This window comes from Roseovarius carneus, from assembly GCF_020141465.1.
GTDB classification, from domain to species: domain Bacteria; phylum Pseudomonadota; class Alphaproteobacteria; order Rhodobacterales; family Rhodobacteraceae; genus Roseovarius; species Roseovarius carneus.
Window position 1 is genome coordinate 2,064,453 of sequence record NZ_JAHSPD010000001.1, and the last position, 25,654, is coordinate 2,090,106.

Sequence of the window (25,654 nt, forward strand, 5' to 3'; positions counted from 1 at the left end):
ATGCCAGCTGAAGTATCAACGCCCACTCGGCGTTTGCAAACGCGTCAGAGCCCATCGTGAAAGGCCTCGACCAGATGGAAGACGACCGCGCGCAGGGCCTCATCTTTGGGTGCGCCGCCATCAAGTGCGGCTTTGTAAACGGCGCGTTGGCGATCGGCGCTCGTGCCGTTTGCCGCGATATCGCGGGCGCGGCCTACTTCCATGGCCGAGCCGAAATGCACCGCGTCCTCGGCGATCAGCTCCAGCATGTCTTCCACCAAATCGGGGAAGGGGACGACCTTGCCCACGCCAAAGTCAATCAGACCCTCGCCAACGCCGTAGCGCTGCGCGCGCCAACGGTTTTCGGCCAGAAGAAAGCTGTCATAGGTGCGCCAGCGTTGGTTGCGCTGCGCCAGCCGCCAGAGCATCCGGGTGAGCGATTGGATGAGCGCCGCAAGCGTCAGCGCGTCCTCCAAGGAGGGCTGCACGTCGCAAATGCGCGATTCCAGCGTGGGAAATTTGGACGAGGGGCGCAGGTCCCACCAGATTTTGGAGCTGTCCTCGATCACCCCCAGATCGGTGAGGATGCCGACGGAGCGTTCATATTCGCCAAAGCTGTTCATATGCGGCGGCAGGCCGGTGCGCGGCAGATTGTCGAACACGCTGAGCCGGTAACTGCCCAGCCCCGTATCATGCCCTTGCCAGAAGGGCGACGAGCAGCTGAGCGCCAGGAAATGGGGCAGGAAGTAGCTGATTTGGTTCATCAAATCTATGCGGCGGTCGGGCGCGCCGATGCCCACATGCACATGCATTCCGCAGATCAGCATCCGCTGCACCACGCCTGCAAGATCGCTTGCGAGCGCGTTATAGCGCTCCTTGTCGGTGTGTTTTTGGTCGCGCCAATCAGAGAATGGATGGCAGGAGGCGGCAATGGGGGCGAGGCCGTGTTTGCCCGCCTCATGTGCGATGCACCTGCGCAGGCGTCGCAGATCCTCGCGCGCCTCGGAGACATTGGCGCAGACCTTGGTGCCAATCTCGATCTGGCAGCTGAGAAACTCGGGGCTGACCTGATCCCCCAGCCTGTCTGTGCACGCCTGCATCAACGCTTCGGGGGCCTCGGTAAGGGCGAGCGTGTCCAGATCGACAAGGAGGTATTCTTCCTCGATCCCGATGGTGAAATCAGGCTCCGTTTCGGCCATGATGCGTCTCCCGGTGTGCGGGCACCGCCCCGATGCTTTGTGGCAGGGGGCGGCGCCGGGATGGGGTCAGTCCATAGATTTGAAGTTGAACTCGCCGCCTTCCTTGATACCGCTGGGCCAGCGGGCGGTCACGGTCTTGGTGCGGGTATAAAATTTGATTGAGTCCGGTCCGTGTTGGTTGAGATCGCCAAAGGCTGATTTTTTCCAGCCACCAAAGGTGTGATAGGCGAGCGGCACGGGGATGGGCACGTTCACGCCCACCATGCCGACATTGACGCGCGCCACGTAATCGCGGGCGGTATCGCCATCGCGGGTATAGATCGCGGTGCCGTTGCCATATTCATTGTCCATGGCGATTTTCAGCGCGTCTTCATAGGTCGCCGCGCGCACGGTGCTCAGGACGGGGCCGAAGATTTCCTGAGTGTAGATGTCCATATCGGTGGTCACGCGGTCAAAAAGATGCGGCCCGACGAAGAAGCCGTCCTCATATCCTTGGAGCGAGAAGTTGCGCCCATCCACGACCAGCTCCGCGCCTTGCGCCACGCCGCTCTCGACAAGGCCAAGGATGCGCTTTTTGGCATCCGCGCTCACCACGGGGCCGAAATCCACATCATCGCCTGCGGTATAGGGGCCGACTTTCAGCGCCTCGATGCGGGGGATGAGCTTCTCAATCAGCTTGTCTGCCGTCTCTTCGCCCACCGGCACGGCCACGGAAATCGCCATGCAGCGTTCGCCCGCCGCGCCAAAGCCCGCGCCAACCAAAGCGTCTGCGGCCTGATCCAGATCTGCGTCGGGCATGATGATCATGTGGTTCTTCGCGCCGCCAAAGCACTGCACGCGTTTGCCCGCGGCCGCGGCACGTTGGTAGATATATTCGGCAATCGGGGTGGAGCCGACAAAGCCGATGGAGGCCACATCGGGGTGATCGAGAAGCGCGTCCACCGCAACCTTGTCGCCGTTCACAACCTGCAAGACACCCTTGGGCAGGCCGGCCTCTTCCAAAAGCTCAGCCAGCATGATCGTGGCCGACGGGTCACGCTCGGAGGGTTTGAGGACAAAGGCGTTGCCGCACACAATCGCGGGCGCGAACATCCAAAGCGGCATCATCGCGGGGAAGTTGAACGGGGTGATCCCGCCGCAGACGCCCAAGGGCTGGCGCATGGAGTAAAGATCAATGCCCGGCCCGGCGCTGTCGGTGTATTCGCCCTTGAGAAGATGCGGCGCGCCGATGCAGAATTCCACGCATTCAAGGCCACGGATCACGTCGCCTTTGGCATCGGGGATGGTTTTGCCGTGCTCACGGCTGAGCGCTTCGGCGATCTTATCCATGTCGCGGTGCATGAGATCCACAAATTTCATCATCACCCGCGCGCGTTTTTGCGGGTTGGTCGCGGCCCATTCGGGTTGTGCGGCCTTGGCGATCTGCACCGCTTGATCCAGTTCCTCCGAGGTGGCGAGGGGCAGTTTGCCCTGCACTTCGCCAGTGGCGGGGTTGAAGACATCGGAAAAGCGGCCCGACGTGCCTTTGGTCAGCGCGCCGTTGATAAAGTGATGCATCTCGGTCATGGGAATCTTCCTCCTGAGGTTTGGCGCAGCTTAACCTTGCGCGGATAAGGCGAAAAGCGGCAATGTTCCAAAGACAGTTTGCAAAAATGCAAAGGGGGTAGGCGATGCAACCGCATTGGGATGATCTGAAAGTGTTTCTGGCGGTGGCGCGGGCCGAGAGCCTGTCGGCGGCGGGGCGCATGCTCAAAGTCGATCCGGCCACGGTCGGGCGCAGGATTGCGCGGCTGGAACAGGCGTTGAAAGCGCCGCTCTTTGCAAAGTCGCCTCAGGGTTATGCGCTGACCAATGAAGGCCAGCGGTTGATGACACATGCGGCGCGGGCCGAGCAGGAGATGATGCTGGCCTTTGAGGAGATGCCGGGCCACTCGCGCCAGCTCTCTGGTCAGATACGCGTGGGTGCGCCGGACGGCTGTGCCAATTTCCTGCTGCCGCAGGTCTGCGCGGAGATTGTTGAGCGAAACCCGGACCTTGAGGTGCAGATCATTGCCTTGCCACGGGTCTTTAACCTGTCCAAACGTGAGGCGGATATGGCCGTGGCCGTCAGCGCACCCACCGCCGGGCGTTTGAGCGTTCAGAAGCTCACTGATTACAAATTGCACCTCGTGGCGGCGCGCAAATACCTCCGCGCTTCCGCGCCGATCAAGACTGTGGAGGATCTGCGTCACCACCGGATGATTGGCTATATCCCCGACATGATCTTCGACAAGGAGCTGGATTATCTTGATGAGGCGGGCATCGAGAAGGTGCATCTTGCGTCCAATTCCGTGTCGGTGCAGTTCAACTGGATTAGGCAGGGGGCGGGGCTTGGCTTCGTGCATGATTTCACCATGCCGTTTGATCACCGCTTGGTGAAGGTGCTGGCGAATGAGGTGAGCCTTACGCGCAGTTTCTACCTGATCCGGCATGCCGATGACCGCAGGCTTGAGCGGATGAACCGGTTTGCCGAGGAACTTGGCGAGGGCATCCGCCGCGAGGTGGCCAAGCTGGAGGCTGGCGGCTGAGGCCTGCAACCTTGACAGGTTCCGCCCACGCGGTCACGCTTGGTGCATATATAATAATATAAAGGGGGAGGGGCCGATGTTGGTGCAACAAATCCTGAACGCGAAAAGCGACGCGCGCGTAGTGACCATTGCGCCGGGAACGCTTGTCGCGGATGCGGCGCGTATTCTGGCCGAACGACGGATTGGGGGGCTGATCGTGAGCCGTGATGGTGAGGTGGTCGAGGGCATCTTGTCTGAGCGCGATATCGTAAGATCGCTGGCCGTGCGTGGGGCGACATGCCTGACCGAAACGATCGACGAGATGATGACGCGCAACCCGGTCTGCACCACGCCAAGCGAGAGTTCGGACCGGGTGCTGAGCCAGATGACCGATGGGCGCTTTCGCCATATGCCCGTGGTTGAGGGTGGCAAGCTGGTCGGGATCGTGACCATTGGCGACGTGGTGTCATCGCGGCTGACGGAGCTTTCGATGGAGAAGGACGCGCTTCAGGGTATGATCATGGGGCATTAACTCATGGAGTAGGCGACGCGCCTTTCGACTTGCAATTCCGGGCGGGCTGCGGCCTTCTGAGCATCAGTTTCAACGCGGTGGAGGCATCCTCATGCGCATCGGTCTTTATCCCGGCACGTTCGATCCCATCACACTGGGCCATATCGACATTATCCGCCGTGCCAGCGCGCTGGTGGATCGTTTGGTGATCGGGGTCGCGATCAATCGCGACAAGGGTCCGCTTTTTACCTTGGAAGATCGCGTGGCGATGATCGAGGCGGAATGTGCCAAGTTGAGTGCGCAGACCGGCACCGAGATCGTGGCGCATCCGTTTGAGAACCTGCTGATTGATTGCGCGCAGGATGTGTGTGCGCAAGTGATCGTACGTGGCCTGCGGGCTGTGGCGGATTTTGAGTATGAATTTCAGATGGTTGGCATGAACCGCGCGCTCAATGATTCCGTCGAGACGGTGTTCTTGATGGCCGAGGCGCGGCATCAGGCGATTGCCTCAAAACTGGTTAAAGAGATCGCCCGGCTGGGCGGGGATGTGAGCAAGTTCGTGACGCCTGCGGTGAATACGGCGCTCCAAAAGCGGTTCGGATAAACCCCGCGAGGAATGCCCGCCAAAGGGCCGCAGAACGTGCCGTTCCTGCAAGGGGCAGCTCAGGCAGAAATCCTCAAATGGCGCTCAAAAAGGGCCGCAAGCTCGGTGGCTGGGGTCACCCCTTCAACGATATGACGAACCTCTCCCTCACGGCAGATCAGGACCAACGTCACATGCGGCGTGCCGTAATGTGCAGAGGCTGCGGCACCTTTTGCCGTGCCAATGTCGGCCACACGGTATTGCACGGATGCAGGGTCAAATTGGCGCAGCGCCTTGCGTGTTTGCGCTTGCAATTGCGCGCAAAGGCTACATTGCGGATCGTGGATTTGCAGAACCGTCGGGATGCCGTTGCCTATATCGGTCAGCTGCCCCTCGATAAGTTTTGATTGAAAATCACGGGTCAGCCACACACCACCGCCGACCGCCGCCAATGCGCCCACACCATAAAGGCCCCAAGTGCCCAGCAACTGACGCCGTGTCACGAGGCCCGTTGCGGGGGCCGCTGTTGCTTGGGCGGCGCCGGTGCCTTTGGATCGGACGGATTTTTTGGATTTACGGGGCATTTCAAACGCTTTTGGTTTCGGGTGTGCCCAACGTAGCGATGAAACCTGTGCGCGCCAGATACAGCGGGGTCACGCAGCCTCACACTTGCGTGATTTAGCACCGCTGATATTGCGCATATCTCAGCGCCAGAAGGCCAGCCACTCGATCAGCTCGGTTATTTTGAAGCCCAGAAAAAGCGTCGCCGTCCAATCGTTGAACCACCAGTCCAGCCCAAAGGCGAGAAAGATAAGACCTGCGAGCCAGGCCGCGATCGTGTTGGTCATGGTCCGGCCTCCGGGCGTGTCACTCTTGCGGGGCCGTCTGTCGCAAAACGGCCGCCCAACGGAATATGCCCGAGGCGGCCGTATCGCGCAAGTTTTTGCCGTTTGGATTAGCGGCCCAAACGCCCCATCAGCGCGGCAAGGTCCGCCATGCGCACCGAGAAGCCCCATTCATTGTCATACCATGCCAGCACCCGCACCAATGTGCCGCCCACGACCCGTGTCTGGGCCGGGGCGAAGATGCTGCTTTCTTCGGTATGGTTGAAGTCAATGCTCACTTTTGGCTCATCGTCATAGCCCAAAATGCCCTTGAGCGGCCCGCTTGCTGCCTCGGCCACCAGCGCGTTGACCTCTGCCTCGGTCACGGATTTGGAGGCGAGGAAGGTCAGATCGACCGCCGACACGTTCGGTGTGGGCACGCGGATGGCTGATCCGTCCAGCTTGCCTTTGAGTGCGGGCAGAACCTCGCCCAGTGCTTTGGCCGCACCCGTGGAGGTGGGGATCATGCTCATCGCCGCGGCGCGCGCGCGGTAGAGGTCCTTGTGACGGCGGTCCAGCGTGGGCTGATCGCCGGTATAGGCGTGGATCGTGGTCATGATGCCGCTCTCGATGCCGATGCCCTCATGCAGGACCTTGGCCAGCGGGGCGAGGCAATTTGTGGTGCAGGAGCCGTTTGAGATCATCCGCTCGGAGGCCAGAAGCTCTTCGTGGTTCACGCCCATCACCACGGTGCGGTCCACGTTCTTGCCGGGGGCCGAGAGCAAAACCTTACCCGCGCCCTGGTCCAGATGCGCCTTTGCCTTCGCGCCGTCGTTGAATTGGCCTGTGCATTCCAGCACAACATCGACGCCCGACCAGTCCAGCTCGGACATCTCATAGGTGGAGAACATCCTTATCGGGCCACGGCCCAGATCCATCGTGCCATCGCCCAGTGTGATCTCATTGGCAAAGCGGCCATGCACGCTGTCGTATTTGATCAGGTGTGCTGCGGTCTCCAGCGGGCCTGTGGCGTTGACCTTCACGACCTCGATATCGTCGCGCGCGCTTTGGGCGATATGGGCGAGGGTGCAGCGGCCAATGCGGCCAAATCCGTTGATGCCAACCTTGACGGTCATGGGGATGTCTCCTTTGGTGTTGGGCTTGCTATAAAGCGCGGGCCGCGAGGCGGAAAGGCGAAAAGGTGCAGGTTTTGTGGTGGTAGCGGTAACCGTTATCGATAAAGGCGCACGGCGCTGCTAGGTTCGGGGCGTGATGGGGCGATTTAGGGAGAAGCCAAGGATGAATCTATCGCAAAAGGTTCGGGCGTTTGTCGGTGCGGCAGAGGCATCTTATGCGGCGCGTGTGACGGACCCGGAGGGGATGCGCTCCACGCGGGAAATTTTCGCGCGCTTGGGGCAGGGGGCGCTGATTCCTGACGAGAATGTGCAGCCCGAGCGCTTTGCGGTCTGTGATTGGCTGGGTAAGGTGACGGTGCCGGCAGGGGATTTGGACGATGTGCTTAGGGCCTTTCGGGCGCTTGAGACGCATCTGCGCTGGTATAGGCGCGATTGTGCGGCCTCAAGGGCGCTGCCGGGGTTCGCCGACGCCCATGCCAATGCGATGGTGGTGGGGCGCGGTGGGTTGGTGCCGCATGACCGCGTGACGCTGGGCCTGTCTCTGATCGCGCCCGGCACGCGCTATCCTGATCACGATCATCCGCCGGAGGAGACGTATCTCAGCCTCAGCGACGGGGAGTTCTTCCATGGCGAGAGCGACTGGTTCACGCCCGGCGTGGGCGGCACGTTCCATAACACGCCGGGGATGCTGCATGCTATGCGCTCGGGCAAAGGGCCGCTTTGCGCGATATGGGCTTTGCAGAGCTGAGCGGGTCTCCTCGCGTGTCGCGCGAAGAGACCCGATAAGGCGCGTAGAGTGCCGCCCCTCAGAGCAGGGATTTCACCTTGGCCGCCACGGCGTCCGCCGTGATCCCGAACTTCTCATAGAGCGTTCCTGCGGGCGCGGATGCGCCGAAGCTGTCCATCCCGACAAAGCCCGCCTTCGCCTCGCGGCCACGCTCGCCCAGAAGCCATGCGTCCCAGCCTTGGCGCACCGCCGCCTCGACACCCACGCGCACGGGCCCTGCGGGCAACACGCGCTTGCGGTAGGCGTCATCTTGTTCGGCAAAAAGCTCCATACACGGCATGGAGACCACCCGCGTGCCGATCCCTTCGGCCTGAAGGGCATCTCGCGCAGCCATGGCAATCTCGACCTCCGATCCGGTGGCCATAATGATGGCCTGCCGTTTGCCAATCGCATCGGCGAGGACATATGCGCCCTGCGCTGTGAGGTTTTTCGTCTTATGCTCGCGCCGCAGCGTGGGCAGGTTCTGGCGCGTGAGCGACAGGACCGAGGGCGTCTCCTTGGTGCTGAGGGCGAGCTCCCACGCCTCCGCCGTCTCGACCGTGTCACAGGGGCGGAAGACCCATGTGTTGGGCGTGGCGCGCGAAATCGCCAGATGCTCGATCGGTTGGTGGGTCGGGCCATCCTCGCCCAGACCGATGCTGTCATGGGTCATCACGAACACCGTCGGTACGCGCATCAGCGCAGCAAGGCGCATCGCGGGGCGGGCGTAATCCGTGAAGCACATGAACGTGCCGCCGTAAGGGCGGATGCCGCCATGCAGGACCATACCATTCATCGCGGCGGCCATGCCATGCTCGCGGATGCCCCAATAGACGTAGCGGCCCTTGCGGTTATCAATATCGAACACGCCCAGATCGGCGGTTTTGGTGTTGTTGGACCCGGTGAGATCGGCCGAGCCGCCCACGGTTTCGGGCAGGATCGGGTTCACGACCTCAAGCACCATCTCGCTCGATTTGCGGGTGGCCACTTTGGGGCCTTCCTCGCTGATCTGCTTTTTCAGGGCGCGGATGCGGGCGGTGAGAGATTTGGGAACGTCACGGGCGAAGATGCGGGTGATTTCCTCTTGGCGGCGGGCGGAGGTCTCGGCCAACCGTGCCTCCCATGCGCCGCGCGCCGCGGCACCGCGCGCACCGATAGCTTCCCATGCGGATTTGATGTCGGCAGGGACCTCGAAAGGCCCGGTGGTCCAGCCATAGGCGGCCTTGGCTGCGGCCATTTGGGCATCATCCGTCAGCGCGCCGTGGCCTTTTGACGTGTCTTGGGCCGCATGACCGAGGGCGATATGTGTCTCGCAGGCAATCATCGTGGGCTGGCTGGATGCCTTTGCCGCCGTGAGGGCCGCGTCAATCGCCTGCGGGTCATGTCCGTCGATCTCGATCACCTCCCATCCGGCGGCGCGGAAGCGTCCGGGCTGATCGGTACGGTCTGAGAGGCTCACGGGGCCGTCGATCGTGATGTTGTTATTGTCCCACAGAACAATGAGCTTTGAGAGCTGGTGCCGCCCGGCCAGCGTGATCGCCTCTTGGCTCACGCCCTCCATCAAGCACCCGTCGCCCGCGATCACATAGGTGTGGTGATCCATCAGCTTCGCGCCATAACGCGCGCGCAGGATTTCTTCGGCCATGGCAAAGCCCACAGCGTTCGAGATGCCTTGACCCAGAGGCCCGGTGGTGGTCTCGATGCCGGTCGCATGGCCATATTCGGGGTGGCCTGCGGTGATCGCGCCCCATTGGCGGAAATTCTTGACCTGCTTCAGCGTCATGTCGGCATAGCCCGTCAGGTGCAGCAACGAATAAAGCAGCATGGAGCCATGGCCCGCGCTGAGGATAAACCGATCCCGGTCGGGCCAGTTGGGGGCGGAGGCGTCAAACTTGAGGTGCTTTTCATAAAGCACGGTCGCCACATCGGCCATGCCCATCGGCATGCCGGAATGGCCCGAATTGGCGGCGTGGACAGCATCCAGCGTCAGCGCGCGGATCGCGGCAGCCTTCTTCCAGTGCTGGGGGTGTGCGGAGCGCAGGGCGTCGATATCCACGGGCGAAAATCCTCTTATAGGGGGTAGCGTTGGCGCAGTGCATATCAGGCGCGGGCCAAAGATCAAGCGCCGGGGCGGGCTCAAAATGGCTGGCAGGGGCCGTGTGCCGCTGAGGGGGGCGCAATTTTGGGTTTCATTGGGTAGACTTGGCTCAATAAGGTCGCCGGGCGATTCGCCACGGGGCCGGGGCAATGGAAGTGAGGACCTTTGTGGATGAGCAATATCGAAGGATTGCAAAGCCGGATCATGGCGGCACTGGACCAGATCGGGCAGGGCATTGACGGACTCAACGCAGGCGACGGTGACACAGACACGCTGCGCAAAGAGCTTGCGGATGAAAAACTTGCCAATGCGCAGCTTGAAGAGCGTGTGAAGGCGCTCAAGACCAAACTGGATGCGGCCGAAGCTGCGCAGGCCGAGACAGGCTCGGCGGCTGAAGAGCGCAGCGCGGGTCTGCGCAAGCTCGATTCTGAGCTTCAGGCCCTGCGCCTTGCCAACAAGCATCTGCGCGAGAATAACGACGCCCTGCGCGCGGCAAATACCGAAGGCGTGGTGGAGCCGCACTTGATCAATAAGGCGATGATGGCCGAGTTGGAGGGGCTGCGCGCGGTGCGCGCATCGGATCGCGCCGAGATGGACGCGGTGCTTGCTGAGCTTGACGCGCTGGTGGCGTCTGCGGGCGATGGCTCGAAAATGGAGGATGTGTGATGCCGGAGGTTGATATCCAAATCGGGGGCCGGACATTTCAGGTCAGCTGCCAGCCTGGGGAGGAGCATTACCTGCACTCCGCCGCGAAAATGCTCGATGATGAGGCCGCCGTTCTGGCCACGCAGACGGGGCGCATCCCCGAGGCGCGGATGCTTCTGATGGCGGGCTTGATGCTGGCCGACAAGACCGCCGGGATGCAGGACAAGCTGCGCGAGGCGGAGGATAAGATGGCCGAAAAAGAGGCCGAGCTTGCCCAGATGCGCAACGCGCCCACGCCCGCGCCGGAACGGATCGAAGTGCCCGTGGTGCCCGGCGATGTGACCGACGCATTGGCCGAGATCGCGGCGCGCACCGAGGCGCTGGCCGAGCAGGTTGCGGCCAAACGCGCAGATTAAGCGGGATGCGAGAGGTGAGAAGGGCCGGGGGTAGTCTCCGGCCCTTTTGCTGAGCTGGCTCATCCGTTGGAAAAAGGCAAGAACAATGCCCGAACATTCCCTTTTCAACGCCGCCGCGCCGCGCTACCTTGGGCCCCATGAGCAGTTTTGACGAATCCGACGCCTTTGAGGGCGCATCGCTGGCCGCGCGCGCAATGGCCGCCCGGCCCGCGCCCTACCTTGACGGTCTGAACCCCGAACAGCGGCTCGCGGTGGAGACGATGGATGGCCCGGTCCTGATGCTGGCGGGGGCGGGGACAGGCAAGACCAAGGCGCTGACCACGCGGATCGTGCATTTGCTGAACACCGGGCGCGCGCAGCCAAATGAAGTGCTGGCCGTCACCTTCACCAACAAGGCCGCACGCGAGATGAAAAACCGCGTGGGCGGGCTTTTAGGGGAGCGGGTGGAGGGGATGCCGTGGCTCGGCACGTTCCATTCGATCTGCGTCAAGCTGCTGCGCCGTCATGCAGAGTTGATTTGTGTGGATGGGCTTGCAAACGAAGCTCAGACGACTTCGGACCCTAACCGCGACGTGCTGGAGGATCCTGCACCGGGTCCCTACGATCAGGGCCCGGTGCCGCAACCACCTGCCCCTCGGGTGACGATGACGCAGTCTTCTGAAATTTGCCTCAAGTCGAATTTCACCATTCTCGACACCGATGATCAACTGCGCCTGCTCAAACAACTGATCCGTGCTGAGGGGATTGATGACAAGCGCTGGCCCGCGCGGATGCTGGCGGGGATCATTGATCATTGGAAAAACCGTGCTTGGGGCCCCGATGCTATCCCCGCCGCCGAGGCTGGGGCCTATGATGGCAAGGGCCCTGCGATCTATGCGCAATACCAGAGGCGGCTCATTGAACTGAACGCGGTCGATTTCGGCGATCTGCTGATGCATGTGGTCACGATTTTTCAGACCCACCCGAATATTTTGCAGCGCTACCAACGCTGGTTCAAATACATCCTCGTGGACGAATACCAGGATACCAACGTCGCGCAATATCTCTGGCTGCGGCTTCTGGCGGGCGGCCACAAGAACATCTGCTGCGTGGGCGATGATGATCAGTCGATCTATGGCTGGCGCGGGGCCGAAGTGGGTAATATTCTGCGGTTTGAAAAGGATTTTCCCGGCGCGCATGTGGTCCGGCTGGAACAGAATTACCGTTCCACGCCGCATATCCTCGCCGCCGCCTCCGGCGTGATTGCGGGCAATAAGGGGCGGCTGGGCAAGGAGCTTTGGACCGAGGCGACCGAGGGTGAGAAGGTCCGTCTGATCGGCCATTGGGACGGCGATGAGGAGGCCCGCTGGATCGGCGAGGAGATCGAGGCCATGCAGCGTGGCACGCGCGGGCGCGACGCGCTGGGCCTTGATAGCATGGCCATCCTCGTGCGCGCCAGCCACCAGATGCGCGCCTTTGAGGATCGGTTCCTCACCATCGGTCTGCCCTACCGCGTCATTGGCGGCCCGCGCTTTTACGAGCGTTTGGAGATCCGCGATGCGATGGCCTATTTCCGCATCACCACCAGCCCCACCGATGATCTGGCGTTTGAGCGGATCGTGAACACGCCCAAACGCGGGCTTGGCGACAAGGCACAGCAAACCATCCAGCGCATCGCGCGCGAGAACGGCACGAGCCTTTTGCAAGGCGCGCATATTGCCGTTGAAACAGGCGCGATCAAGGGCAAGGGCGCCACCGAGTTGGGCCGCCTGATCGACGGGCTCACCCGCTGGGCCCGCATGGCGGGAAGCGCGGATCTGAGCCACATGGAATTGGCCGAGATCATCCTGGATGAGAGCGGCTATACCGAGATGTGGCAAAACGACAAAACGCCCGAAGCGCCGGGGCGGCTGGAGAACCTCAAGGAACTGGTCAAGGCGCTTGAAGCGTTTGAAAACCTCACCGGGTTTTTGGAGCATGTCAGCCTGATCATGGATAACGAGGCTGGCGAAGATGGCGAGAAAGTCTCGATCATGACGCTCCACGCCGCCAAGGGGCTGGAGTTTCCGGCGGTGTTTTTGCCCGGCTGGGAGGACGGGTTGTTCCCCTCACAACGCTCGATGGACGAAAGCGGCACCAAGGGCGTCGAAGAAGAGCGCAGGCTGGCCTATGTTGGCATCACCCGCGCCGAGGAGGTCTGCACGATTTCGTTTGCGGGCAACCGGCGCGTCTTTGGCCAATGGCAATCCAGCCTGCCCTCGCGCTTTATCGACGAGTTGCCTGAGGCCCATGTGGAGGTGCTGACGCCACCCGGCCTTTATGGCGGCGGCTTCGGTGCTGCGGGTATGGAAAGCACGATCGACGCACGCGTGGCGGATGCGGATGTCTACAATTCCCCCGGTTGGCGGCGGATGCAGGCCCGCGCGAGCCAGCGCCCAACGGCCGAGCCCTCCGAAACCCGCCACGCGGTGATCGACATGAACGCGGTCAGCACCCACACGGTCGGAGAACGCGTGTTCCACGATAAATTCGGCTATGGCGAGGTGATGGCGATTGAGGGCGACAAACTTGAGATCGCTTTCGAGAAGGCCGGGCTGAAAAAAGTCGTGGCGCGCTTTATCGTGGGCGCTGAGGATGTGCCGTTTTAGAGTTCCCCCCGGAAATAAAACGCGCACAGCTTCTTCTTGGCAAAAATACTCCCCCGCCGGAGGCGTTCAGGATTTGCCTCATGCGACGCGATCAGGGCTTGCGCGGGCGCGCGGCTTTGCGCAAGATTCTGTTCTATGGAGGGTGTGACACCCTTCTGAAGTGCGGGAGGGGAAAATGGATGTCATGCAAATCCTGAATGGTCTGGAAAGCAGCCGTTTGAGCGGGCCAGACGCGCAGGCAGCTGCCCGGCGTGGGTTTTTGGAATGGGCGCTCTTGCAGCCCGGATTTGCCACGCCAGAAGCAGCCCGCGCGGCGTTTGATCTTGGCGCAGGGCTGGACATGCGCAGTCCGGCCTCTGTGCAGTTTTTGGCCTTTCTGGAGCAGGCCGCGCGGCCATGTATGGGCGTGCGCGGGCGCAGAAAGCGGACGCACAGGGTGCATTGAGACGCAGGCCTGCGCGTCCAATGACTTATGCCAGAGCCTTGCGCAAATAAGCCACAAGAGCGGCGATTTCCTCAGCGCGCGGCCTCTGCCCGGTAAAGCCTTGCACATACCCTTCGACCCGTCTGAGACGCTCTTCCAGAGGCTCGCTGAGGTCGAGCGCGTAGTATCCGATCTGCTGGTAATAGAGGATGCGCGCGCGGACATCTGCATCTGCGGCACTATGGCCGTGCCGGGCAAACATGGCGGTGATTGCCGCGACCCGCGCGCGGTCGTTGCGGTCGATCACCCGGCGGACCGAGCCATCGCGTCGCGCCCATTCGCGCACCGCGAAATCCAGCTTATGATTGAAAAGCCGAGGGTCCACGAAGGCCCGAAATAGATTGCACACGGCCTCCGTAATGGTGCGTGCGGGCAGGGCGGCATGGTGCTGCACGATGCCGGTATTGCCGTCCTCCCAAGCCCTTAGAAGCGCCTCCAGCAGGTCTTTGCGGCTTTTGAAATACCAATAAAACGATGAGCGTGACACGCCTAACCGCTCGCCCAGCCCCGTGATTTTTAAATGCGCCACGCCGTCTGAGATCAGGATATCCATGGCCACGTTCAGCCAATCCTCGCGGGTGGCTTTGATATTGCCCTGCGGGGGCTTGGCGGCGGTCTTTGTCACAATTGGGACCTCTCGGGCGTCTATCGGGCTGGCTCAGCTTTCGGGCTATGGGCCCGTCGAAATGCTGCGTGAGCTGTGTCAGTTCGCGGTAGGATTGCACATCGCCCGGACGCCGCCCGCGTTTGAGATTGGTGGTGTGAGGGGCGCCAATGCCCTGTTGAAAGGCGAGAGTGCCGAGTTTGAGGGTGAAGTCGCGATCATGTGCGCCTGCGCGACACTGGAGGGCGCGGGGGTGGTTTTCAGGGCAGCCCCCATAATCTCGCGCCCGCTGCGCGAAACATGCCGCACCTCGGGCAACAGGATTTGATACAGAGCCGCTCCCACACATCAAGCGCGGTGTCTGCTTGCTTGGTGGTGCGCCCTCTGCGTCTTATTGTGCTGCTCATCCACGCATCGCCTTGCCCGAAGGGTCGTAAGGCGAGGGGGCGATGATGCGGGCGGGGCGTTCTTGGCCTACGACATGCACGGTCAGCTCGGTTCCCGGCGTGGCTATATCTGCATTGACCAACGCCATGGCCAGCGATTTTTGCACGCTGTGCCCGTAGCCGCCCGAGGTGACGAAGCCCACGCGTTTGCCGTCCTGCCAAATGGGCTCGAACCCGCTGGCGTCGGCATCATCCGCGTCGATTTCCAGTGTGACTTGCACCTGCGCAGGGCCTTTCCCGTCCCGTTCGGCCATGGCCGCCTCGCGCCCGATGAAGCTGGGTTTTTGCCAGTCGATCCAGCGGTCCATGCCGGTCATGGCGGCCGTGTAGCCTTGGGTGAATTCCGCCGACCAAATGCCGAAGGACTTCTCTAACCGAAGCGACAGGAGCGCGTTGAACCCGTATTCCCTCAGTCCCAGATCCGCGCCCGCCGCCATCAGGATGCGGCGCAGGGCGATGTGATCGCCGTAGCGGCAGTGAAGCTCATAGCCCAACTCTCCGCAGACGCTGAGTCTGCCAATTTTGCAGCGGATCAGGCCAATATCGAAGTCGCCGCACCCCATGAAGGGCAGGGATCGGATGTCGCCATCGGTAAGGGTCTCGATGACTTTGAGCGCGTTGGGGCCAGAAAGGGAGAAGCCTGTCACCTCCTCGCCAAGGTCGCGGACGCGCGCGCCCGCGTCCATGTGATCATCAAACCAACGCATGTGCCACGCGCGCAGATAATAGCTGCCCATGATCCAATAAACGTCATGGCCAGACGCATCCGCGCCCCAGTTAAACACTGTCAGGTCGCCCTTGAGCCGCCCGTCATGGCCGAGCATGGGGGCAAGCCGCGCACGGCCCGGTTTGGGCAGTTTCGAGGCCATCATCTTGTCAAGCCACAGAGCGGCGTTTGGCCCTGACACCTCGAACCGCGAAAAGCCTGTGATGTCCAGAAGGCCCACGTTTTCGCGCACATTGCGGCACTCTGCGCCCACGATATCATGTGCGTTGGAGCGGCGCAGGGTGGGGGTTTCGAGAAAGCCCGGCTCGGCGAAATAGAGCGGCACTTCGAGATCCCAGCTGGCCCCCCATTGGCAGCCTGCGGCGGTCATCGCGTCATGGGCAGGGGCCATTTTGAGCGGGCGGCCTGCGGGCAATTGCTCGTTCGGGTAGGTCATCACGAAGCGGCGGGAATAGAATTGGCCGGTGGTCTGGCGAATAAATTCTTTGTTTGCCGCAAAATCGCCGTAGCGGGCGACATCCATGCCGTAGACATCCTCCTGCGGCTCGCCCTCGATGATCCATTCGGCCAGCGCCTTGCCCACGCCGCCGCCCTGCAAAAAGCCCGCCATGACCGCACAGGCGCACCAATAGCCGCGTTTGCCCGGCACCGGGCCGACCAGCGGATTGCCATCGGGCGAGAAGGTGAACGCGCCGTTGACCCATGTCTTGACGCCCGCGTGTTGCAGCGCGGGGTAACGCTCAAACCCCATGGTAAGCTCGCGCTCGATCCGGTCAGTGTCTTCTTGCTGAAGCTCAAACCCGTATTCCCACGGCGCGCCGTCCATCATCCAATGCTGGTGATCGACCTCGTAAATCCCGAGGAGCAGGCCATTTTGATCCTGCCTCATATAGGTGAAGCCTTCGAGATCAACGACGAGGGGCATCTCCTTTTCAAGCGCCTCCACCTCGGGCATGCTCTCGGTGATCAGGTAATGGTGGTTGAGCGGTGACACGGGCAGTTCAACCCCCGCCATGCGGCCCACCTGCTTGGCCCAGAGGCCCGCGGCGTTGACCACATGTTCGCACGAAATCATGCCCTTTTCCGTCTCCACGTCCCAGCCCTCAGACGTCTGGGTGAGCGACAGAACCCGGTTATGCTCAATCACTTCCGCGCCGCGCTTCTTGGCGGCCCCCGCATAGGCATGGACGGTGCCCGTGGTGTCGATATAGCCCTCGCGGTCGGCCCACATGCCACCCAGGATGCCGTCTGTGCTGAGGATTGGGCAGGCCTCCTTGGCTTCTTCGGGGGTGATCAGGCGCACATCGTCGATGCCAATGGATTGAAACACCCGGTAGGCCGATTGCAGCCAGTCCCAACGATCAGGCGTCCCTGCGAGGGTCATGCCGCCAGTCATGTGCATGCCCACGGATTGGCCGGACTCCGCCTCAATTTCGCTCAGCAAATCGATGGTATAGCCTTGAAGGGCTGCGATATTCGGGTCGGCATTGAGCGCGTGAAACCCGCCCGCCGCGTGCCAGCTTGACCCTGCGGTCAGCACCGAGCGCTCAATCAGCGCCACATCGGTCCAGCCCATTTTGGCCAGATGATAGAGCACGGATGCGCCGACAACGCCGCCCCCGATCACGACGACACGGTAATGCGATTTCATGGCTCTCTCCCGTCTGTGGACACCGATTCTGACGAGAATACTAGACAGGTGTGTCCAGACCGGGAAGAGTGAAAAATCGACCACCCTAACGTGGGCATTCATGGTCGCACAGCGTGGCGCGTCGCGCTATGGTGAGGGCTGATGAAAACAATGGAAGAGCGGATATGATCAGTCTGGATACGTTTGGCGATTTGGCGACGGTTGAGACAGGGGCGTTTGCACCCAAGCCCACCACCCTCACCGAGGGGCAGGAAGAGGCGGCTGTGGGCCTGTGGTCCTCCCCGGATGGGCGGGTGAATATCGGCGTGTGGGAATGCACGCCGGGCCGTTTTACCGGCGACCGCACCAAGGGTGGCGAGTATTGCCATATCATTTCGGGCACCGCGACAGTGACCAATTCTGACGGCTCAGGCAGCCGCGACATTGGCCCCGGCGATCTTCTGGTGCTGCCGCAGGGGTGGACCGGGGAATGGGTGCTGCATTCGCATATGCGCAAGCTCTACGTGATCACCTCGCTGCCTGAGTGAGACAGGCCGTGAGACATGACGTCGGACGGGGCGCGCGCATAGTCTCTGCACTGGCGGTGGCCCTTTGTGCCGCCGGTCCGGGCATGGCGCAGGACCGGGTGTCAATCCTTCTGGGCTCGCACCACGTCAATGCCAGCTTTGACTTCGAGGAGATCAATCCGGGCGCGTTCCTGACATGGGAGGGTGACCAGGTTGATTGGACCGTCGGCGGGTTTCGCAACAGCTATGGCGGGGCCTCGGCGGCGGTGATGCTGGGCATGCCCGTGTATGAGCGCGGCCCGGCGCAGATCGCGCTGACCGCCGGGCTTGCGGTCTATCCCGGTGACGGGCGGCGCTTTGCGGTGCGCGCGGGTGATGTGGTGCCGTTGGGCGGTATCCGCGCGCGCTATGGCAACGCGTTCGTGCAGGTGTTTCCGAGCGACGGGAATACCACGGATGCAATCGTCAGCTTTGGCCTGACGTTTTCCCTGACGGACGCGGCAGAATAGGGGCAGAGTTGGAGGCGGTGTTTTGGTAGGCCCGGCAGGACTTGAACCCGCAACCAAAGCGTTATGAGCGCTCTGCTCTAACCAGTTGAGCTACAGGCCCGCCTGATCCCGTTGCTAGGACGGCACGAGGGCGGCGTCAAGGCTTTCGCGATTGCGCGGGGGGCGGGGATGGTCTAACCCCATGCGCGAAGCCGGGGGTGTGCGATATGAGCGAGAAAACAACCAAGATCACCTATGCAGATGCGGGTGTGGATATCGATGCGGGCAATGCTCTGGTCGATCGGATCAAGCCTGCGGCCAAGCGCACGAACCGCTCGGGCGTTATGTCGGGCCTTGGCGGGTTTGGGGCGCTGTTTGACCTCAAGGATGCGGGATTTACGGACCCGGTTCTGGTGGCGGCCACCGATGGGGTGGGCACCAAGCTGCGCATTGCGATTGATACGGGCCATGTGGATGGGGTTGGTATTGATCTGGTGGCGATGTGCGTCAATGATCTGGTGTGTCAGGGTGCGGAGCCTTTGTTTTTCCTTGACTATTTCGCCACAGGCAAGCTGGAGATGAATGTGGCCGCCCGCGTGATTGAAGGCATCGCGGAGGGCTGTGTGCGCTCGGGCTGTGCCCTGATCGGCGGTGAGACGGCGGAGATGCCGGGCATGTATCCGGCGGGGGATTTCGATTTGGCCGGGTTCGCCGTGGGCGCGATGGAGCGTGGGGCGGCCTTGCCCGAGGGCGTCGTCGAGGGCGATGTGCTTTTGGGTCTGGCCTCGGACGGGGTCCATTCCAACGGATATTCTCTGGTGCGCAAATTGGTGGAATTGTCCGGCCTTGGCTGGGATGCGGAGTGCCCTTGGGGCGCGGGCTCTCTCGGTGCGGCATTGCTTACCCCCACGCGGCTTTACGTGCAGCCCGCTCTGGAGGCGGTGCGCGCAGGGGGCGTGCATGCGCTGGCCCATATCACTGGGGGCGGTTTGACTGAGAACCTGCCGCGCGTCTTGCCCGAGGGCTTGGGCGCCGAGATTGATCTGGACGCATGGCAGCTTCCGGGTGTCTTTGCGTGGCTGGGTCAGACCGGCGGCATGGACGAGGCGGAGATGCTCAAGACCTTCAACTGCGGCATTGGCATGATCCTCAGCGTTGAGGCGAGCCGCGCCGATGCTCTTGCAGCGCTTCTGGAGGCATCAGGCGAGACGGTCTGCCGGATGGGTCATGTGAGCGCGGGCGCAGGCGTGCGGTATACCGGCACGCTCAGCTAAGGTGGCCAAACGGGTTGCGATACTCCTGTCGGGGGGCGGGTCGAACATGGTTGCGCTGGCGCGCTCCATGGAGGGCGATCACCCGGCGCGGCCTTGTTTGGTGATGGCCAATAGCGCGCAGGCCGGTGGCCTAAAACGCGCCGCCGACATGGGCATTGAGACGGATTTTGTCGATCACAGGCCCTTTGAGGGTGACCGGGCCGCGTTCGAGGATGCGCTTCATGCGCGGCTGATGCGGGCAGCGCCCGATATTGTCTGCCTCGCGGGCTTCATGCGGGTGCTGACCGAAGGGTTCGTTGCGCGCTGGCAGGGGCGTATGATCAATATCCACCCATCATTATTGCCGAAATACCGAGGTCTCAACACCCATGCGCGGGCGCTGGAGGCAGGCGACGGGGAGGCTGGATGCACCGTGCATGAGGTGACGCCGGCCCTTGATGACGGGCCGATCTTGGGGCAGGCGCGGGTGCCAGTGCTGCAAGGCGATACGCCTCAGGATTTGGCCGCACGGGTGCTTGCCGCGGAACACGCGCTTTACCCGGCGGTGCTGCGGCGCTTTGCGGCGGGGGACCGGCGTCCGGTTTGGATGCCTGAGGCCGACTGAGCGCCGGGGCAGGGGCCGGGCCTGCGCAATTCCCTTTCTACAAAAACTGCCCTATACACGCCGAAATCCACACCGACCTCTGGTGGCCATCCGTGCCCGACTTACGAGAAGCGAACCCTCATGATCACAGTGACCACAACCGACGCGCTGGCCGATTTCTGCGCCCGAGCGGCTCAGCATCCTTATGTGACGGTTGATACAGAATTCCTGCGCGAGCGCACGTATTACTCCAAACTTTGCCTCGTGCAGCTTGCCTATCCGGGTGAGGGCGAAGAGACGGCGGTCTTGGTTGATCCCTTGGCGCAAGGCCTGTCGCTGGAGCCGCTCTATGATCTTTTCCGGGACGAGGGCGTGGTCAAAGTGTTCCACGCCGCGCGCCAAGACCTTGAGATTTTCTTTGTGGATGAGGGTGTTATCCCAACCCCGCTTTTTGACAGCCAAGTGGCGGCCATGGTCTGTGGCTTTGGGGAGCAGGTGGGATATGAGACGCTTGTGCGCAAGATCGCCAAGGCGTCTTTGGATAAATCGAGCCGCTTCACGGACTGGTCGCGGCGGCCTTTGTCGGACGCGCAAAAGACCTATGCGCTGGCGGATGTCACCCATCTGCGGGTGATCTATGAGTATCTGGCGCGGGAGCTGGCCAAGGGCGGGCGTGACAAATGGGTGGCCGAGGAGATGGCCGTGCTCAACGACCCCGAAACTTATGTCACCCACCCTGATGACGCATGGAAGCGGATCAAGACGCGCAACACCTCGCCCAAGTTTCTCGCCATCGTGCGGGAGCTTGCGAAGTTTCGGGAGGCCCATGCGCAGGGCAAGGATATCCCGCGCAACCGGGTGTTGAAGGATGACGCTTTGGTGGAGCTTGCCGCTACGAAACCGAAAAACCTGCAAGATTTGGGGGCGTCGCGGCTTTTGCTGCGCGAGGCGCGTAAGGGCGAGATTGCGGATGGTATCTTGGCCGCGGTGGCCGCTGGTGTGGCCGTGCGCCCTGAGGATTTCCCGAAGGTGGATGGGACGCGCGACAAGTTACAGGTGAACCCGGCTGTCGCCGATCTTTTGCGCGTGCTGCTCAAAGGCGTGGCAGAGCGTGAGGGGGTGGCCTCAAAACTGATCGCCACCGCGTCTGACCTTGATGCCATCGCGGGAGGTTTGCGCGATGTGGATGCCCTGAGCGGGTGGCGGCGCGAGGTCTTTGGGGATGAGGCGCTACGTCTCTGTGAGGGGCGAATCGCCCTGCGCGTGAATGGTGCACATATCGAGACGATCGCGGTCTGAAGCGTTTCGCGAAACGCACCCGCGGCCTCTGTCTGCCGCGCGCCTTACGTGAAAGCCTCAGCTTTATGGCAAAACGTTTTGGTTTAGCGCGCTCGCGCCGTCTGGGAGTTGGTGGCGCCGATCACGCGGACTGATTGCACCCCGGCCAGCGTCTGTGTGCTGAGAAAATCAGCGGCCGATACACGGCGCGTTTGCTCCGGGCCCTGCCGGCGGTCGGTGGGTTGCAGCGCTTCCAACCGGTAGGTCAGCACACCGTCCACAGGATTGCCGTCATTTTCCGGCATGAGCCGCACGTCATACGCGCCTTGGCGCAGGGAGATACCTGTCGCCTTGATGATTGATCCGCCAGATGCAGGCTCAACCGAGACGGACGAGACCGCATAGATCGCAGTGCCCTCATAGACTTCCTCACCTGAATTGCGCCGGAAGATGCTTGCGCGGCGTTCCGGGATGAGGGGGTTTGTCGTGGCGTCGGCTGCGATCCCGGCCTCTCGGCTAGCGCGGCGTTCTGCGGCCCGCTCTCCCGAGAACCATGTGGCGGGGTTCGCCGCTGAATCCCGAAAGCCCGAGCAGCCCGTGAGGCCCATGGCCGCAACCAGAGTGAGGATCATCGTTTTGCGCATGCCGGGCCCCTTGCCGCTGATCTTGGCGTTGGCTTTGGTTCTACATCCAAGGGGGGTGCAGGTGCAAGGCGGCGTGCGCGGGGCTGGACCTTTTGGGCGCCGGAGCCTACCTGAAGAGGGGAAATTATCGTGATGGAGGCCGATATGGCGCAGCCTGCCTTTGAAGAGCTTGTCGAGGATTTTGAGTTCCTTGACGATTGGGAAGATCGGTATCGTCATGTGATCGAGCAGGGCAAGGCGATGGCGCCTTTGGACGAGGCGCTGAAAGTGCCCGCGACCAAGGTGGATGGCTGCGCAAGCCAGGTCTGGCTGCATCCATCAATAGAGGATGGCGTGTTCACCTTCGAGGGGGAGAGCGATGCGATGATCGTGCGGGGCCTGATTGCGGTGTTGAAGGCGCTCTATAACGATTTGCCTGTGGCCGATGTGGCGGTTGTGGATGCGGGCGGTGAGCTGGCGCGGCTGGGTCTCAACGATCATTTGTCCGCGCAACGCTCAAACGGGCTGCGTGCCATGATCGAGCGTATTCGCGAGGTTGCGGCGGCAGGTTGAGGGGCCAGCCCCTCACGATGAAATCCTTTTGGGATTACATCGCTCACCCCGGGATATTTTTGGCAAAAAGAAGACTGTAGATCAGGCGGAGGCGAGGGCGGTCTGCAGATCGCCGTAGCCAGTGAAGCGGTATTCATAGGCGAGGCTGAGGCGCGCGGCGCAGTCTTCGGCTTTCGCCCGCAGGGCGGCATCATCGGTCTGGGCTTGATAGACCAGTTTGGTGTAGTTGCCGAAATACATCTCTCGAAGCTCAGGGTGTTTGTCGAGGCCCATGGGGCGCCAGACGAAGGCGTCGAATTGTTTGACCAGAAAATCGGTAAGGTAGAAGGCGCTGATCTCATCCTCATGGGCGGCGAAGGCGGCGTTGCCCTCAAAAAAGCTGTAGCAATGGGGGCCTTGGATCATCTCTACGCCCATCTCGGCGCAGGCCGCTTCCAGCAGGCCGCCAGTGCCGCAATCGGCGTAGGCTATGAAGATACGGTCATATTGGTCGCGGTGTTTGGTAACGGCTGCGCACACGGCTTGCGTGATTTTCTCAGGATAAAGGTGCAAGTTCGCAGGCAGGCAGGTCAGGGTCATGTGCTGCCATCTATTCATCTCGATGAGCGCAAGGATTTCGCGGGCCAGCGCGCCGCAGGCGATGATGAGGATCGGGCCGCCGCCCTCGGGGGCGAGCCCTTTGGTCGTGAGGGTGTCATCGGGCGGCAGGGGGGTCATTTGTCGCTGGGTGGGCGGCGCATCACGCGCACCGCCACATAGGCCAGAAGTGCCACGGGGATGGCGATTTGCCAGCCAAACGCATCGGGGTTGGTGGGGCCCACCTGACCTGTGAGCACGATGGTGACCCCGGCGGCGGCAATGACGCAGGCGAGGATGATGAGCAGGCGTTTGGCGGGCATGGCGGGCTCTCCTATCTTCCTTTTATATAGGTGCGGGAAGGGCCATGAAAAAGCCCCGCCGGTTGGGCAGGGCCTGATCGTGTGGCGAGGGGTGTGGCTTTGGTCAGGCCATGGCGCCCTGATTGTGCCTGCGGGCCACGAATTCCTTGGCCGTCTCGACCGCAACGGCGGCATCGCGGCAATAGGCGTCGGCGCCGATGGCTTTGCCGAATTCCTCATTAAGGGGCGCGCCGCCGACGAGGACGATATAATCATCGCGGATGCCTTGCTCGACCATCGTGTCGATCACGACTTTCATATAGGGCATTGTCGTGGTCAGCAGGGCGGACATGCCGAGGATATCGGGTTTTTCGGTCTCCAGCGCCTCAAGATAATTCTCGACCGGGTTGTTGATGCCGAGATCAACAACCTCAAAGCCTGCGCCTTCCATCATCATCGACACAAGGTTCTTGCCGATATCGTGGATGTCGCCCTTCACGGTGCCGATCACCATCTTGCCCACGCGCGGAGCGCCGGTTTCGGCCAGCAGCGGCTTGAGGATGAACATGCCGCCCTTCATGGCGTTTGCGGCCAGAAGTACCTCAGGCACGAAGAGGATGCCGTCGCGGAAATCCTTGCCCACGATGGTCATGCCGCCGACGAGTGCCTTGGTCAGGATGTCATAGGGGGTCCAGTTTCGCTCCAGCAGGATATTCACGCCTTCTTCGATTTCCTCTTTGAGGCCATCGTAGAGGTCATCGAACATCTGTTGAACAAGCTCTTCGTCGTCCAGTTCCGACAGGATGATGTCGTGTTCTTGGTCAGACATGCGGGCGGTATCCCTTGTTGGAGGCCCCGTTTGGGGGCGCGATCATGTTGGTGTCAGCTTTTGACAATTTGACGCATGTCGGGTTGGCGAATTACGACATTGGCCGCGCTTGCACCGACCTTGGGGACGGATTGGGCGGTTTGAGGGGGTAATTTGCGCCTTTGGGGGTGGGTAAACGTCATGGCCGGATGGGTGTCATTGCATTTGTTCTTATTTTGTTCTATACTTTTATTTATGACACAGCATCAGACCTTTCCCTTTGGCATGAAAACTCCCGGGCGCGGCACGGGAAGCAATGTAGTGGGCCGATATGAGCGGCTTGAGCGGCGCTATGAGCCTGATGGCTGGACCGAGGAGGCGCCGAGCGCGCCTTTGCGCACGCAGACCACGCTGGAGGTGCCGCGGCGGGTGATCAGCTATAACCGCTCGCCGGATTTGCCGTTTGACCGGTCGATCAATCCTTATCGCGGGTGTGAGCACGGGTGCAGCTATTGCTTTGCGCGCCCTTCTCATGCGTGGCTTGGGATGTCTGCGGGGCTGGATTTCGAGACGCGGCTGATCGCGCGGCCCGAGGCGCCAGAGGTACTGAAGCGCGAGCTGCGGCACAAGGCCTACACCCCGCGCACGATTGCGATTGGCACCAATACCGATCCCTATCAGCCAATTGAAAAACAACATCAGATCACGCGCGATATCCTGAAGGTGCTGCGGGCCTTTCGCCATCCTGTAGGTATTGTGACAAAGGGCGCATTGATTGAGCGTGACATTGATATTCTGGCGGATATGGCCCGCGATGGGCTGGTGCGGGTTGGCATTTCGGTGACCACGCTGGATGCGGACCTCGCGCGCAAGCTTGAGCCGCGCGCGCCCAGCCCGCAGCGGCGGTTGGAGATGATCCGGCGTCTGAGTGCGGCCGGGATTGACGTGCGCATTATGACGTCACCGATGATCCCAGGCCTCACCGATCATGAGCTTGAGGGGCTATTGCGGGCCGGACGGGATGCGGGTGCGATTGCGGCCAGTTGGGTTATGCTGCGCCTGCCTTTGGAGGTGGCACCGCTTTTCAAGGCGTGGCTGGCAGAGCATTATCCGGACCGTGCGGGCCGTGTGATGGGCCATGTGCGCGACATGCATGGTGGCAAGGACTATGATGCGGAATGGGGCCGTCGGATGCGCGGCGAGGGGCCATATGCGCAGATCATCGCGCAGCGGTTCGAGGCGGCGGTGCGGCGGCTGGGCTTTGCCAAAGGGCTGCCCGCACTGCGCACGGATTTATTCCGCCCGCCGGCCCAAAGCGGTGATCAGCTCTCGCTTTTTGATGCCGCCTGAGTGGTTGTGAGGCGTGCTCGCTAAAGGCCGAGCAATGCGCTGAGACCTCTG

27 protein-coding genes, 1 tRNA gene and 1 pseudogene are annotated in these 25,654 nt (G+C 61.9%); 15 read left to right on the top strand and 14 right to left on the bottom strand.

Annotated features, from left to right (window positions below; all coding sequences use genetic code 11):
* Positions 1 to 44: 44 nt before the first annotated feature.
* Positions 45 to 1,178, bottom strand: a complete 1,134-nt coding sequence (locus tag KUD11_RS10340; protein WP_109384769.1) for a carboxylate-amine ligase — start codon at positions 1,176 to 1,178, stop codon at positions 45 to 47.
* Between the two features lie 66 nt (positions 1,179 to 1,244).
* Entirely contained in the window at positions 1,245 to 2,744 is a 1,500-nt protein-coding gene (locus tag KUD11_RS10345) for a CoA-acylating methylmalonate-semialdehyde dehydrogenase (protein WP_109384768.1), read from the bottom strand.
* 104 nt (positions 2,745 to 2,848) lie between these two features.
* On the opposite strand from KUD11_RS10345, the gene KUD11_RS10350 reads away from it, so the two are divergent.
* The 3 genes from KUD11_RS10350 to coaD all read left to right on the top strand — a co-directional run bounded on the left by KUD11_RS10350 (position 2,849) and on the right by coaD (position 4,839).
* Positions 2,849 to 3,745, top strand: coding sequence for a LysR family transcriptional regulator (locus KUD11_RS10350; protein WP_109384767.1), 897 nt, complete (start codon positions 2,849 to 2,851; stop codon positions 3,743 to 3,745).
* 76 nt (positions 3,746 to 3,821) lie between these two features.
* A complete protein-coding gene (locus KUD11_RS10355; RefSeq protein ID WP_109384766.1) occupies positions 3,822 to 4,256 on the top strand; it encodes a CBS domain-containing protein in 435 nt (144 codons plus the stop codon).
* Between the two features lie 91 nt (positions 4,257 to 4,347).
* Positions 4,348 to 4,839, top strand: coding sequence for a pantetheine-phosphate adenylyltransferase (coaD, locus tag KUD11_RS10360; protein WP_109384765.1), 492 nt, complete (start codon positions 4,348 to 4,350; stop codon positions 4,837 to 4,839).
* 59 nt (positions 4,840 to 4,898) lie between these two features.
* On the opposite strand, the gene KUD11_RS10365 is transcribed toward coaD, so the two are convergent.
* The 3 genes from KUD11_RS10365 to gap all read right to left on the bottom strand — a co-directional run bounded on the left by KUD11_RS10365 (position 4,899) and on the right by gap (position 6,778).
* Positions 4,899 to 5,402 (bottom strand): hypothetical protein, encoded by a 504-nt coding sequence (locus tag KUD11_RS10365; RefSeq protein ID WP_109384764.1) that lies wholly within the window; start codon positions 5,400 to 5,402, stop codon positions 4,899 to 4,901.
* Between the two features lie 120 nt (positions 5,403 to 5,522).
* Complete coding sequence (locus tag KUD11_RS10370) at positions 5,523 to 5,666, bottom strand: hypothetical protein (RefSeq protein ID WP_181375269.1); 144 nt, start codon at positions 5,664 to 5,666, stop codon at positions 5,523 to 5,525.
* A 107-nt stretch (positions 5,667 to 5,773) separates the two neighbouring features.
* Positions 5,774 to 6,778 (bottom strand): type I glyceraldehyde-3-phosphate dehydrogenase, encoded by a 1,005-nt coding sequence (gene gap / locus KUD11_RS10375; RefSeq protein WP_109384763.1) that lies wholly within the window; start codon positions 6,776 to 6,778, stop codon positions 5,774 to 5,776.
* Between the two features lie 163 nt (positions 6,779 to 6,941).
* Between gap and KUD11_RS10380 the strand changes: the two genes are divergently transcribed.
* Entirely contained in the window at positions 6,942 to 7,526 is a 585-nt protein-coding gene (locus KUD11_RS10380) for a dimethylsulfonioproprionate lyase family protein (RefSeq protein WP_181375268.1), read from the top strand.
* Between the two features lie 58 nt (positions 7,527 to 7,584).
* On the opposite strand, the gene tkt is transcribed toward KUD11_RS10380, so the two are convergent.
* Positions 7,585 to 9,600 (bottom strand): transketolase, encoded by a 2,016-nt coding sequence (gene tkt, locus KUD11_RS10385; RefSeq protein ID WP_109384761.1) that lies wholly within the window; start codon positions 9,598 to 9,600, stop codon positions 7,585 to 7,587.
* A gap of 213 nt (positions 9,601 to 9,813) precedes the next feature.
* On the opposite strand from tkt, the gene KUD11_RS10390 reads away from it, so the two are divergent.
* The 4 genes from KUD11_RS10390 (at position 9,814) to KUD11_RS10405 (ending at position 13,775) form a co-directional block, all read left to right on the top strand.
* Positions 9,814 to 10,308, top strand: a complete 495-nt coding sequence (locus tag KUD11_RS10390; protein ID WP_109384760.1) for a hypothetical protein — start codon at positions 9,814 to 9,816, stop codon at positions 10,306 to 10,308.
* Positions 10,308 to 10,703: a cell division protein ZapA gene (locus KUD11_RS10395; protein ID WP_109384759.1), complete on the top strand. Its 396-nt coding sequence runs from the start codon at positions 10,308 to 10,310 to the stop codon at positions 10,701 to 10,703. Before KUD11_RS10390 ends, KUD11_RS10395 begins: the two co-directional genes overlap by 1 nt.
* 137 nt (positions 10,704 to 10,840) lie before the next feature.
* Positions 10,841 to 13,330, top strand: a complete 2,490-nt coding sequence (locus KUD11_RS10400; RefSeq protein WP_109384758.1) for an ATP-dependent helicase — start codon at positions 10,841 to 10,843, stop codon at positions 13,328 to 13,330.
* Positions 13,331 to 13,505: 175 nt separating this feature from the next.
* Entirely contained in the window at positions 13,506 to 13,775 is a 270-nt protein-coding gene (locus KUD11_RS10405; protein ID WP_109384757.1) for a hypothetical protein, read from the top strand.
* Positions 13,776 to 13,800: 25 nt separating this feature from the next.
* On the opposite strand, the gene KUD11_RS10410 is transcribed toward KUD11_RS10405, so the two are convergent.
* From KUD11_RS10410 to KUD11_RS10420, 3 genes and pseudogenes are all read right to left on the bottom strand, one after another.
* Positions 13,801 to 14,439: a TetR/AcrR family transcriptional regulator gene (locus KUD11_RS10410; protein WP_224380197.1), complete on the bottom strand. Its 639-nt coding sequence runs from the start codon at positions 14,437 to 14,439 to the stop codon at positions 13,801 to 13,803.
* Positions 14,440 to 14,554: 115 nt separating this feature from the next.
* Positions 14,555 to 14,767, bottom strand: a pseudogene (locus KUD11_RS15320) (hypothetical protein); the annotation flags it as partial.
* A gap of 54 nt (positions 14,768 to 14,821) precedes the next feature.
* Positions 14,822 to 17,242: a GcvT family protein gene (locus tag KUD11_RS10420; RefSeq protein WP_109384755.1), complete on the bottom strand. Its 2,421-nt coding sequence runs from the start codon at positions 17,240 to 17,242 to the stop codon at positions 14,822 to 14,824.
* A gap of 164 nt (positions 17,243 to 17,406) precedes the next feature.
* Here KUD11_RS10420 and KUD11_RS10425 point away from each other — a divergent pair, with 164 nt between their 5' ends.
* Together KUD11_RS10425 and KUD11_RS10430 are read left to right on the top strand one after the other, a co-directional pair.
* Entirely contained in the window at positions 17,407 to 17,769 is a 363-nt protein-coding gene (locus KUD11_RS10425) for a cupin domain-containing protein (RefSeq protein WP_109384754.1), read from the top strand.
* 8 nt (positions 17,770 to 17,777) lie between these two features.
* Positions 17,778 to 18,257, top strand: coding sequence for a hypothetical protein (locus tag KUD11_RS10430; RefSeq protein WP_146190829.1), 480 nt, complete (start codon positions 17,778 to 17,780; stop codon positions 18,255 to 18,257).
* Between the two features lie 23 nt (positions 18,258 to 18,280).
* Here KUD11_RS10430 and KUD11_RS10435 read toward each other — a convergent pair.
* Positions 18,281 to 18,357, bottom strand: a tRNA-Ile gene (locus tag KUD11_RS10435).
* 106 nt (positions 18,358 to 18,463) lie between these two features.
* Between KUD11_RS10435 and purM the strand changes: the two genes are divergently transcribed.
* The 3 genes from purM (at position 18,464) to rnd (ending at position 21,392) form a co-directional block, all read left to right on the top strand.
* Positions 18,464 to 19,510: a phosphoribosylformylglycinamidine cyclo-ligase gene (purM, locus tag KUD11_RS10440; RefSeq protein ID WP_109384752.1), complete on the top strand. Its 1,047-nt coding sequence runs from the start codon at positions 18,464 to 18,466 to the stop codon at positions 19,508 to 19,510.
* 1 nt (position 19,511) lies between these two features.
* Positions 19,512 to 20,114: a phosphoribosylglycinamide formyltransferase gene (gene purN, locus KUD11_RS10445; protein ID WP_109384751.1), complete on the top strand. Its 603-nt coding sequence runs from the start codon at positions 19,512 to 19,514 to the stop codon at positions 20,112 to 20,114.
* A gap of 120 nt (positions 20,115 to 20,234) precedes the next feature.
* On the top strand, positions 20,235 to 21,392 hold the full coding sequence (rnd, locus tag KUD11_RS10450) for a ribonuclease D (RefSeq protein WP_109384750.1): 1,158 nt from the start codon (positions 20,235 to 20,237) through the stop codon (positions 21,390 to 21,392).
* Positions 21,393 to 21,475: 83 nt separating this feature from the next.
* Here the strand turns inward: rnd and KUD11_RS10455 are convergent, their stop codons facing one another.
* Entirely contained in the window at positions 21,476 to 22,015 is a 540-nt protein-coding gene (locus KUD11_RS10455; RefSeq protein ID WP_224380200.1) for a hypothetical protein, read from the bottom strand.
* A gap of 144 nt (positions 22,016 to 22,159) precedes the next feature.
* Here KUD11_RS10455 and KUD11_RS10460 point away from each other — a divergent pair, with 144 nt between their 5' ends.
* Positions 22,160 to 22,567 (top strand): SufE family protein, encoded by a 408-nt coding sequence (locus KUD11_RS10460; protein ID WP_109387958.1) that lies wholly within the window; start codon positions 22,160 to 22,162, stop codon positions 22,565 to 22,567.
* 81 nt (positions 22,568 to 22,648) lie between these two features.
* On the opposite strand, the gene KUD11_RS10465 is transcribed toward KUD11_RS10460, so the two are convergent.
* From KUD11_RS10465 to KUD11_RS10475, 3 genes are all read right to left on the bottom strand, one after another.
* On the bottom strand, positions 22,649 to 23,284 hold the full coding sequence (locus KUD11_RS10465; RefSeq protein WP_109384749.1) for a DUF1638 domain-containing protein: 636 nt from the start codon (positions 23,282 to 23,284) through the stop codon (positions 22,649 to 22,651).
* On the bottom strand, positions 23,281 to 23,466 hold the full coding sequence (locus tag KUD11_RS10470; protein WP_109384748.1) for a hypothetical protein: 186 nt from the start codon (positions 23,464 to 23,466) through the stop codon (positions 23,281 to 23,283). Before KUD11_RS10470 ends, KUD11_RS10465 begins: the two co-directional genes overlap by 4 nt.
* Positions 23,467 to 23,569: 103 nt before the next feature.
* Entirely contained in the window at positions 23,570 to 24,274 is a 705-nt protein-coding gene (locus KUD11_RS10475; protein ID WP_109384747.1) for a corrinoid protein, read from the bottom strand.
* A gap of 264 nt (positions 24,275 to 24,538) precedes the next feature.
* Here KUD11_RS10475 and KUD11_RS10480 point away from each other — a divergent pair, with 264 nt between their 5' ends.
* The gene (locus tag KUD11_RS10480) at positions 24,539 to 25,603 is read left to right on the top strand and encodes a PA0069 family radical SAM protein (RefSeq protein WP_109387956.1); all 1,065 of its coding nucleotides are present in this window, start codon (positions 24,539 to 24,541) and stop codon (positions 25,601 to 25,603) included.
* Positions 25,604 to 25,654: the final 51 nt, after the last annotated feature.